The organism is Faecalibacterium sp. OF04-11AC (assembly GCF_003460645.1).
GTDB classification, from domain to species: domain Bacteria; phylum Bacillota; class Clostridia; order Oscillospirales; family Ruminococcaceae; genus Faecalibacterium; species Faecalibacterium prausnitzii_I.
This window is the reverse complement of sequence record NZ_QTVP01000048.1, coordinates 1-9,550: the sequence shown is the minus strand read 5'-3', so window position 1 is coordinate 9,550 and position 9,550 is coordinate 1. Positions and strand designations below refer to the sequence as shown.

8 protein-coding genes and 5 pseudogenes are annotated in these 9,550 nt (G+C 64.3%); 10 read left to right on the top strand and 3 right to left on the bottom strand.

The window, feature by feature from the left end:
* From DXA70_RS13150 to mobB, 8 genes and pseudogenes are all read left to right on the top strand, one after another.
* A pseudogene (locus DXA70_RS13150) lies at positions 1 to 302 on the top strand (cyclic pyranopterin phosphate synthase MoaA); the annotation flags it as partial.
* Between the two features lie 30 nt (positions 303 to 332).
* Positions 333 to 1,264: pseudogene (locus tag DXA70_RS13145) on the top strand (molybdopterin-binding protein).
* A 36-nt stretch (positions 1,265 to 1,300) separates the two neighbouring features.
* Positions 1,301 to 2,140, top strand: a complete 840-nt coding sequence (modA, locus tag DXA70_RS13140; RefSeq protein ID WP_128118725.1) for a molybdate ABC transporter substrate-binding protein — start codon at positions 1,301 to 1,303, stop codon at positions 2,138 to 2,140.
* Entirely contained in the window at positions 2,140 to 2,805 is a 666-nt protein-coding gene (gene modB, locus DXA70_RS13135; RefSeq protein ID WP_128118724.1) for a molybdate ABC transporter permease subunit, read from the top strand. Before modA ends, modB begins: the two co-directional genes overlap by 1 nt.
* Positions 2,802 to 3,845: an ATP-binding cassette domain-containing protein gene (locus DXA70_RS13130; protein ID WP_128118723.1), complete on the top strand. Its 1,044-nt coding sequence runs from the start codon at positions 2,802 to 2,804 to the stop codon at positions 3,843 to 3,845. Before modB ends, DXA70_RS13130 begins: the two co-directional genes overlap by 4 nt.
* A 48-nt stretch (positions 3,846 to 3,893) precedes the next feature.
* Entirely contained in the window at positions 3,894 to 4,598 is a 705-nt protein-coding gene (locus tag DXA70_RS14970; RefSeq protein WP_243001420.1) for a molybdopterin molybdotransferase MoeA, read from the top strand.
* A complete protein-coding gene (locus tag DXA70_RS14965) occupies positions 4,519 to 5,112 on the top strand; it encodes a molybdopterin-binding protein (RefSeq protein ID WP_347553576.1) in 594 nt (197 codons plus the stop codon). The genes DXA70_RS14970 and DXA70_RS14965 overlap by 80 nt, the downstream gene beginning before the upstream one ends.
* Entirely contained in the window at positions 5,109 to 5,603 is a 495-nt protein-coding gene (gene mobB / locus DXA70_RS13120) for a molybdopterin-guanine dinucleotide biosynthesis protein B (RefSeq protein WP_112115531.1), read from the top strand. Before DXA70_RS14965 ends, mobB begins: the two co-directional genes overlap by 4 nt.
* A gap of 147 nt (positions 5,604 to 5,750) precedes the next feature.
* On the opposite strand, the gene DXA70_RS14960 is transcribed toward mobB, so the two are convergent.
* From DXA70_RS14960 to DXA70_RS13110, 3 genes and pseudogenes are all read right to left on the bottom strand, one after another.
* Positions 5,751 to 6,065, bottom strand: a complete 315-nt coding sequence (locus DXA70_RS14960; RefSeq protein ID WP_347553575.1) for an alpha/beta hydrolase — start codon at positions 6,063 to 6,065, stop codon at positions 5,751 to 5,753.
* Positions 5,969 to 6,613, bottom strand: coding sequence for an alpha/beta fold hydrolase (locus tag DXA70_RS13115; protein ID WP_243001418.1), 645 nt, complete (start codon positions 6,611 to 6,613; stop codon positions 5,969 to 5,971). Before DXA70_RS13115 ends, DXA70_RS14960 begins: the two co-directional genes overlap by 97 nt.
* A 27-nt stretch (positions 6,614 to 6,640) precedes the next feature.
* Positions 6,641 to 6,891: pseudogene (locus DXA70_RS13110) on the bottom strand (AbrB/MazE/SpoVT family DNA-binding domain-containing protein).
* Between the two features lie 358 nt (positions 6,892 to 7,249).
* On the opposite strand from DXA70_RS13110, the pseudogene gltX reads away from it, so the two are divergent.
* A pseudogene (gene gltX, locus DXA70_RS13100) lies at positions 7,250 to 8,718 on the top strand (glutamate--tRNA ligase).
* Between the two features lie 152 nt (positions 8,719 to 8,870).
* A pseudogene (locus tag DXA70_RS13095) lies at positions 8,871 to 9,550 on the top strand (hypothetical protein); the annotation flags it as partial.

Sequence of the window (9,550 nt, the reverse complement as noted above, 5' to 3'; positions counted from 1 at the left end):
GGCAACGGCCCGGCCCACTACGCGCCAGCGCCCGGCTGCTGGGGCGGATCGGTTGGATCGAGGCCGTGAGCCACGCGTTCTGCGCCAGCTGCAACCGGGCGCGGGTGACCAGCACCGGCCTGCTCAAGCCCTGCTTGTGCTACGGCGAGGGCACCGATCTGCGGGCCCTGCTCCGCGGCGGGGCCGGTGACGCTGCGCTGGAACAGGCCATGGCAGCCACCATCTACGAAAAGCCCCGGTCCCACTGCTTTGGCACGGGCCAGATCACGGAACAGCATGTCATGGCGGCCATTGGCGGCTGAAAATAGGAAAACATCGAGGATTTTATACTTATGGGAATCATCCAAGCAATTTGCATTTCCGAAGTCCGGGGCGTGCAGAAGCACGCCATTCCGGAAGCCGACCTGACCCCGGAGTGGGGCATTGTGGGCGACGCCCACGGCGGCAACTGGCACCGGCAGGTCAGCCTGCTGGGGCTGGAAAAATCGAAGCGTTCCGCGCTAAGGGGGCCGATGTGGCCTATGGTGCGTTCGGAGAAAATCTGGTGGTGGACGGGTTCGATTTCCGCACCCTGCCCGTGGGCACCCTGCTGGCGGTGGGCGATGTCCTGCTCCAGATGACCCAGATCGGCAAGGAGTGCCACAACCACTGCGCCATCTACAAGGCCGTGGGCGACTGCATCATGCCCCGGGAGGGCGTGTTTGCCAAGGTGCTCCACGGCGGCCACATCAAGGTGGGCGACGAGATGAAGCTCATCCCCCGCGCCGAGCCCCTGCCCTGGCAGGCGGCGGTCATCACCCTGAGCGATAAGGGCGCCCGGGGCGAGCGGGAGGACAAGAGCGGCCCCGCCATCGTCCAGCGGCTGGAAGCCGAGGGCTATGAGGTGGTGGAGCAGATCCTGCTGGCGGACGACGCCGCGGCCCTGAAGACCACCCTGACGCGCCTGGCCGACCAGCGTCAGCTCGATTTGATCCTGACCACCGGCGGCACCGGCTTTGGCCCCCGGGATGTGACCCCCGAGGCCACCATGGCCGTGGCCACCCGCCTGGCCCCCGGCATTGCCGAGGCCATCCGGGCTGCTTCGCTGGCCATCACCCCCCGCGCGATGCTCTCCCGCGCGGTGTCGGTCATCCGGGGGAAGACGCTGATCGTCAACCTGCCCGGCAGCCCGAAAGCAGTATGCGAAAGCATGGATGTGTTTCTGCCGCAGATGCCCCACGCACTGGGGCTGCTGAGGGGTGAAGTGAACGACTGCGCGCGCTGATAGATGCCTTTACATTTTCTGGAGGTTTGGAACAACATGAAACGTCGTACCCTGATCCTGGGCTCTCTGGCCCTGTCCGCTTCCCTGCTGCTGAACGCCTGCGGTGGCACAGCTGCCTCTTCGCAGGATTCTTCCGCTCCGGCTTCCTCTGCCGCTGCTTCTTCCGAGGCTTCCGGCGAGAGCGTCCAGCTGACCGTCTTTGCCGCTGCTTCCCTGACGGAGACCCTGAACGAGATCTCTGAGCAGTACAAGACCGTGGCCCCCAACGTGGAGCTGGTCTTCAACTTTGATTCCTCCGGCACCCTGAAGACCCAGATCGAGGAGGGCGCGGACTGCGACCTCTTCCTCTCTGCCGCTCAGAAGCAGATGAACGCCCTGGAAGAGGAGAATCTCATCAACACCGGCACCCGCGTTGATCTGCTGGAGAACAAGGTCGTTCTGGCTGTCCCGGAGGGCAACCCGGCCGACATCCAGAGCTTTGAGGACATCGGCACCGATCCGTGCAAGCGGATCGCTCTGGGCAACGAGGATGTGCCCGTGGGCAGCTACTCTGTTGAGATCCTGACCAACCTGGGCATCCTGGACGAGCTGGAGAGCAGCAACAAGATCACCTATGGCTCCAACGTCAAGGAAGTCACCACCCAGGTCAAGGAAGCTGCTGCCGACTGCGGCATCGTTTATGCCACCGATGCTTACTCCGCAGGGCTGGAAACGGTGGACGAAGCAACGGCCGACGAGTGCCGCCAGGTCATCTATCCGGCTGCCCTGACGGCCTCTACCGCCCATGCAGAAGAGGCACAGGCTTTCCTGGAGTATCTCACCACGGATGACGCTGCCGCTATTTTTGAGAGTGTTGGCTTTGCCATGGTGAAATAATGGACTGGTATCCGCTTTATAACTCGCTGCGCATTGCGGCCATTGCCTGCGTGGCGGTGTTCTTTACGGGCATTTTTGCTGCGTACTATGTAGCCAAACTGCCCCGGCTGGTCAAGGGCCTGCTGGACGTGGTGCTCACCCTGCCCATGGTGCTGCCGCCCACGGTCGTGGGGTACTTCCTGCTGCTGCTTTTCGGTGTCAAACGGCCATTTGGCATTTTCCTTGCCCGGTTTGGCATCAAGGTGCCCATGACCTGGTGGTCGGCGGTGTTTGCGGCGGCGGTGGTCTCGTTCCCGCTGATGTACCGCACGGCCCGCGGCGCGTTTGAAGCCTTTGACGAGGACCTGGCCGACGCTGGCCGGACGCTGGGCCTCTCCAATCCCTACATTTTCTGGCGGGTGCGGATGCCCGTCTGCCGCCAGGGCATTCTGGCCGGTACGGTGCTCACCTTTGCCCGCGCGCTGGGTGAGTACGGTGCCACCAGCATGATCGCCGGTTACACCCCGAGCAGGACGGCCACCATCTCCACCACGGTCTACCAGCTCTGGCGCACCGACAACGAGGCGCTGGCGTGCCGCTGGGTGCTGGTCAACCTGGCCATCTCGGCGGTGGTGCTGCTGGCCGTGAACATGCTGGAACAGAAGCAGAAAGGGAAAACGCGATGAGTCTTTTGGTGGATATTGAAAAGGACTATGGCGGGTTCCATCTCTGCTCCCGGTTTGAGACCAATGGCGGCATTACCGGCCTGCTGGGCGCTTCCGGCTGCGGCAAAAGCCAGACGCTGCGCTGCATTGCGGGCGTCCAGACACCGGATAAAGGCCGCATCGTGCTGGACGGCGTGACCCTCTACGACAGTGAGCAGCACATCAACCTCACCCCGCAGCAGCGGGGCGTGGGATATCTGTTCCAGAACTACGCGCTCTTCCCGAACATGACGGTGCGGGCCAACATTTTAACGGGCCTGCGCCGGGAGAAAGACGCCGCCAAAAAGCAGGCTGCCTTTGAGCACGCCATCCATCTGCTCAAGCTGGAGGGGCTGGAAGACCGCCGCCCGGCCCAGCTTTCGGGCGGGCAGGCCCAGCGCGTGGCGCTGGCCCGGATGCTGGTCTCCCGGCCCAAGGCCCTGCTGCTGGACGAGCCGTTCTCGGCCATCGACAGCCACCTGCGGGATCAGCTGCAGGTGGACCTGCTGGCCCTGCTGGCGGATTTCCCCGGCGATATGGTCATCGTGACCCACAGCCGGGACGAAGCCTACCACATGTGCGGGCAGATCGCCGTGATGGACGCCGGGCGGGTGCTGGCCCACGGCCCCACCAAGCAGGTGTTTGCTGACCCCCGCACCGTGCAGGGCGGCCGCCTGACGGGCTGCAAGAACATCTTCCCGGCCCGCAAGGTGGATGACCACACTATCTTTGTGCCGGACTGGGGCGTCGATCTCCACCCGGCCCGGATGGTCGAGGACGGACTGGTGGCCATGGGCGTCCGTGCCCATTCCTTCCGCCCGGAAGAGGTGCGGAACCCGCTTGCCGTCCACTGCGTGGGCAAGATGGAAGAGCCCTTTGAGTGGATCATCCGGATGCGTGCCGAGGGTCAGGCCGCCGGAAGCCCGGATATCTGGTGGCGTGTCTCGAAAGAGATCGTCCCCGAAACCATGCCCACCCGGCTGGGCGTGGCCCCGGAACAGGTGCTTTTGTTCTACGAATAAGACGAATTTTCAATAGGATTCCAATTTGTTGTGAGAGGAGCCGCCAACATGCCGCAGAAAAGGCGGGGCCAGACCCCGGTGGAAGAGGCCGTGGCGCGGATTTTGAACGCGCTGGATGTGCCAGAGAAAACCGAGGAGATCCCGCTGCTGCAGGCGTTGGGCCGGGTGGCGGCGGGGGATGTCTGTGCCCGGGTGGCACAGCCCCCTTTTGACCGCTCGGCGCTGGACGGCTATGCCCTGCGGGCGGCGGACATTGCCGCCGCAGGCCCGGAAACGCCCGTTACCCTGCCCGTCGGCCGGTATCTCTGTGCCGGCAGCGACCCTGGCGGGCCGCTGGCCCCGGGCACGGCTGCCCGCATCATGACGGGGGCCCCGGTCCCCGCCGGAGCGGACTGCGTGCTGCGGCAGGAGGATACCGAGAGCGATGGCCAGACCGTGACGTTCCATGCTCATGTGGAAGCCCGGGCCAACGTCTGCTTTGCGGGGGAGGACATCGCCCCGGGAAAATGCCTGGTCCCGGCGGGCACCCGGCTGGACGAAGTCTCCCTCGGCCTGCTGGCCGGGCAGGGCGTGCAGACAGTGACCGTTTACGCCAAGCCCCGCGCGGCCCTCATGCCCACGGGAGACGAGCTCTGCAGCCCGGAAACCCCGCTCCGCCCCGGCAAGATCTACGATTCCAACGGCCCCATGCTGGCGGCCCGGATGCTCCGCCTCCGGTGCCGAGCCCACCCTGCTGGCGGCAGGCCCGGATGACCCCGCCGCACTGGCCGGAAAGCTGGCCCGGCTGCTGGCGGAGTATCCGCTGGTCATCACCACGGGCGGCGTGTCCGTCGGCGACCGGGACTATCTGCCCCAGGCTGCCGAAGAGGCCGGTGCAAAGCTGCTGTTTTACGGCATCGACGCAAAGCCCGGCACCCCGGCGCTGGCGGCGGGGAAAGACGGGCATGTCCTGCTCTGCCTCTCCGGCAACCCCTTTGCCAGCTTTGCGACGTTCGAGCTGCTGGCCCGGCCCGCACTGGCCAAATTGCAGGGGGCAGACCCCGCCCCCGTGCGGGTAAGAGCCGCCCTTGCCAATGGCTTTGGCAAGCCGTCGCCCCTGCGCCGCTTTGTGCGGGCCACGCTGATGGGCGGTGTGGTCACTCTGCCCAAGGGTGGGCACTTCTCGGGCGGCATCGGGGCGCTGGCGGGATGCAACTGCCTGGTGGATGTCCCGGCGGGCAGCCGGGCCCTGAATGCCGGAGACGAAGTTGAGGTGATCCTGCTGTGAGCGCGCGAAAGCCCTTTGTAGCTGCCATCAGCGGCATCAAGAACAGCGGCAAGACCACGTTCCTGGAGCATCTGGTGCCCGTTCTGCGGGCACGGGGGCTGCGGGTGGCCGTCATCAAGCACGACGGGCATGATTTTACCCCGGACGTGCCCGGCACCGACAGCTTCCGGATGCGGCAGGCCGGGGCCGACGGCGTGGCCGTCTACAGCGGCCATCAGTGGATGGTGGTCCGCCCCCAGCCCGGCAGTCTGGAAGCTCTTATCGGGCAGTTTGCGGACTGTGACCTCGTTTTGCTGGAGGGACAGAAAGCGTCGCCCTACCCCAAGATCGAGCTGGTGCGGGGCGCGGTGAGCCATGAGAGCGTCTGTGCCCCGGAGACCCTGCTGGCCCTTGCCACGGATACCCCGGCAAGGGTGGACGGCGTGGAGACCATCGGGCTGGAAGACTACGCCCGGGCGGCGGGGATCCTGCTGCACGCAATGCGGCGGTGACCCATACGGAACAAAAAATCCCCCTTTGCAGCGGTGAAACTGCAAAGGGGGATTTCTGCGTGTGTGGGGGAAATTGCGGTCAGGGCTGCAGCTGCGCTTCCAGCCAGTGGGCAATGTCGGCCATGACCTCCTGCCGGTTGAGCTCCATCAGCAGCTCATGGCGCGCGCGGGGTAGAGCTTCTTCTGGATGTTCTGTACCCCGGCGGCTTTCAGGCTGTCAATGGCGCGCTGGACGCCTTTGCCCTGCTCGCCCACCGGGTCGGCGTCGCCGGCCAGGAAAAGCAGGGGCAGGTCTTTTGGCATCCGTGCCAGAACCGCTGGGTCGTACAGCCGCAGGATGCCGGTGAACATGCTGTAATAGGCGTTCAGGGTGAACGTGAACATGCAGCGCTCATCGGCGCGGTACTTGTCCACCTCGGCGGCGTCGCGGTTGAGCCAGTCCTGCGGGGTGCGGCCCTCCAGACCCTTGTTGTACCCGGTAAACGAGAGGCTGGCCACCAGTTTGCTGCGGTGCTGCCAGCCGAAGAAGACGGCCAGCACCCGGCAGATGGTTTTTGCCAGCTGCACCAGGCTTTGGGCTGGAAACCGGTGCCCATGATGATGGCACCGGAGAGCTCACTGCCCCACTCGCACAGGTACTGCCGGGCGTAGAACGAGCCCATGCTGTGCCCCAGCAGGAAATAGGGCACATCCGGGTAGAGTGTTTTCGTCAGCACGGTCATGGCGTGCAGGTCGTCCAGCACGGCGCGGTTGCCGTCCGGCTGGGCAAAGTAGCCGTAATCGGCTTTGGTGCGGATGGAGCCGCCGTGGCCCAGATGATCGTGCCCCGTGACGAGGATGCCCCGGGCAGCCAGATATTCGGCCAGCGGCTTGTAGCGGTCAATGAATTCCACCATGCCGTGGGAGAGCTGGACGATGGCCCGCACCTGCCCGTCCGGGACACAGCGGAACGCGTGGAGCGTCCGCCCGGGGACGGTGGAGGGAACGGTAAAATCGATCATCTGGCTCATGGGACGCGGCTCCTTTCCAGGTGTTGCTTACAGGGCGCCGATCTTGCGGCGGCAGGCCGAGCAGATGCAGTAGCCTCGTACTGCACGGCGTTGGAGTCCACCTCGCCGCAGAAATCGCAGCTGCCGTTGGGGCGGTATTTCTTGAGGATGATCGAATCACCCTCCACAAAGATCTCCAGTTTTGCGTCGCTGTCCAGGCGCATGCTGGTGCGCAGCTCCTTGGGCAGGACGATACGGCCAAGCGCGTCAATACCACGAACGATTCCAGTTGTTTTCATAAGTCCTATTCTCCTTTTACCTTTTACACAGATGAGAGAGTTCCTAACGATGGCGTTCCCTGCCGGACCGGGCCGCAATGCCCGGGGCGACGCGCGTGACGCGCGTGATGCAGGAATTGGCAGGAAAATTGTGCCATCTCTCCCTTTCAGTATACAAAATTTTGGATGGTTCGTCAATGTTTGCGTGCACTTTCGACAAAATATTTCTCGTTCTTTTAAAAGGATGCCCGACGCAGGGCAAAATGATACCCCGGCGGCGCTTTTCCGTTGACAAAACGGCCCCAAAACGTTAAACTAACAATGAGTTTTTCTGCAATTTTGATTGCATCCCGATAGAGATTTTAAAAGGAGCGTTTTTATGCCGACGAATAAGATCCGCACCCGTTTTGCCCCCTCGCCGACGGGTTATATGCATGTGGCAACCTGCGCACTGCTCTGTACGCCTACCTGATGGCCAAGCACGAGGATGGCACGTTCATCCTCCGCATTGAGGATACCGACCAGGGCCGCTATGTGGAGGGCGCGGTGGACGTCATCTACAACACCATGCGGGAGACCGGCCTGCTGTGGGACGAGGGCCCGGACATCGGCGGCCCGGTGGGCCCCTATGTGCAGAGCGAGCGGATGGGCATGTTCAAGCAGTATGCCGAGCAGCTGGTGGCGGAGGGCAAGGCTTACTACTGCTTCTGCTCGGAGGAGCGGCTGGAGGCCCTGCACGCGGAGCAGCGCGCGAACGGCGAGATGACCCACTACGACGGCTGCTGCCGCGACCTGTCCGCGGAAGAGGTCCGGAAGCATCTGGAAGCAGGCGACCCCTATGTCATCCGCCAGAAGATCCCCCGCACGGGCGTGACCGGCTTTGACGATGTGGTCTACGGCCACATTGAGGTCAACAACAGCGAGATGGACGACCAGATCCTCATCAAGACCGACGGAATGCCCACCTACAACTTTGCAAACGTGGTGGACGACCACCTGATGGGCATTACCCATGTCATCCGTGGCAGCGAGTATCTGTCCTCCACCCCCAAGTACAACCTGCTGTATCAGGCCTTTGGCTGGGAGATCCCCACCTATATCCACTGCCCGCCTGTCATGAAAGACGCCCAGAACAAGCTGTCCAAGCGCAACGGCGACGCCAGCTATCAGGATCTGGTGGCAAAGGGCTACCTGACCGAGGCCATCCTCAACTATATCTGCCTGCTGGGCTGGAGCCCCAAGGGCGAGTATGCCGAGCAGGAGATCTTCTCCCTGCCCGAGCTGGTCAAGGTCTGGTCTCCGGAGGGCATCTCCAAGTCCCCCGCCATCTTTGACCCCCTCAAGCTGCGTGCCATCAACGCCGAGTATATCCGCCGCCTGTCTCCCGAGGAGTTCCTCGCCAAGGCAGAGCCCTGGATCGACCAGGCCGTGCACACCCCCATTGATAAGAAACTGCTCTGCGCCAACCTCCAGCCCCGCTGCGAGGTGCTGGGCGAGATCCCCGAGCAGCTGGATTTCTTCGACGCCATGCCGGAGTACGATGTGAGCCTGTACGCCAATAAGAAGCAGAAGACCACGCCGGAGTCCGCCAAGGAGGCGCTGGAAGCCCTGCTGCCTGTCCTGAGCGACGAGGCACTGGACTTTACCAACCGGGATGCCGTGTTTGACGCCTGCAAGGCCAAGGCCGAGGAGCTGGGCAAGAAGAACGGCTGGCTGCTCTACCCGCTGGGCATTGCCCTCTCCGGCAAGCAGCGCACCCCCGGCGGCGGCACCGACCTGGCCTGCATGATGGGCCGCGAGAAGACCCTGGAGCGGGTCAAGGCCGCCATCGAGAAGCTGAACGGCTGATATTCTGGCTCATTTGGCAAAACGGTGGCATTTCCCTGTTCTGCCCGAAAAAACGCCCCGCGGGCCTGCTACAGTATATGCAGCAGGCGTGGGAGCCAGAACCAAAATACAAAGTACCAAAAGGTCCCCGCCGGAAAGCGGGGACTTTTTCTATGCAGGAATCCATGCGGGTCATCTCAGGCGGGAATACAGGCAATGCGGCGCGGTTGTGGCATACGCCGCTGCGGACGCGGGCGGCGGTGCGCCCGGCCCTGCGGCAGGGGGCTGCCCTGGCCGTGGGGCTGGCAGGCGGCTGGGCCGTGTTATACGGGGCGGGCAGGCGGCTGGGCCGTGTTATACGGGGCGCTGCTCCCCTTTGGGCCCGGCTTGGCTTTGGGTCTGGGGGAGGACTGCTTTGCGGCCAGCGCGGCCGGGGCAGCATTGGGGCTGCTGCTCCACGGCTTTGGGGCGCTGAGTTTGCAGAGCATCTGCCTGCTCTGCGGGCTGGGAGCGATCGTGGCGGGCCGCTGGCTCTGGCCGGGGCGCTTTCTCCCGGCGGCAGCTGGCTCTGGCCGGGGCGCTTTCTCCCGGCGGCAGCGGCAGGCGGGGCCGCGCTGGCATGCAGTGCGTTCTGCCTCTCCCTTGGGGCGGAGGGCGGCGGCGTGGAACTGCTGCTCTTCTGTGGGGCGGATGCCTGCTGGCCGGGGCCATCGGCTTTGGGCTGCGGCGCTTCCCGCCCGAAACGCCTCTCCCTTGGGGCGGAGGGCGGCGGCGTGGAACTGCTGCTCTTCTGTGGGGCGGATGCCTGCTGGCCGGGGCCATCGGCTTTGGGCTGCGGCGCTTCCCGCCCGAA

What these genes read in the sequence shown, in the direction of transcription:
- DXA70_RS13130 (WP_128118723.1), top strand. Translation starts at nt 2,802, where the DNA reads ATGAGTCTTTTGGTGGATATTGAAAAGGACTATGGCGGGTTCCATCTC.
- modA (WP_128118725.1), top strand. Translation starts at nt 1,301, where the DNA reads ATGAAACGTCGTACCCTGATCCTGGGCTCTCTGGCCCTGTCCGCTTCC.
- DXA70_RS13115 (WP_243001418.1), bottom strand. Translation starts at nt 6,613, where the DNA reads ATGAGCCAGATGATCGATTTTACCGTTCCCTCCACCGTCCCCGGGCGG.
- modB (WP_128118724.1), top strand. Translation starts at nt 2,140, where the DNA reads ATGGACTGGTATCCGCTTTATAACTCGCTGCGCATTGCGGCCATTGCC.
- DXA70_RS14970 (WP_243001420.1), top strand. Translation starts at nt 3,894, where the DNA reads ATGCCGCAGAAAAGGCGGGGCCAGACCCCGGTGGAAGAGGCCGTGGCG.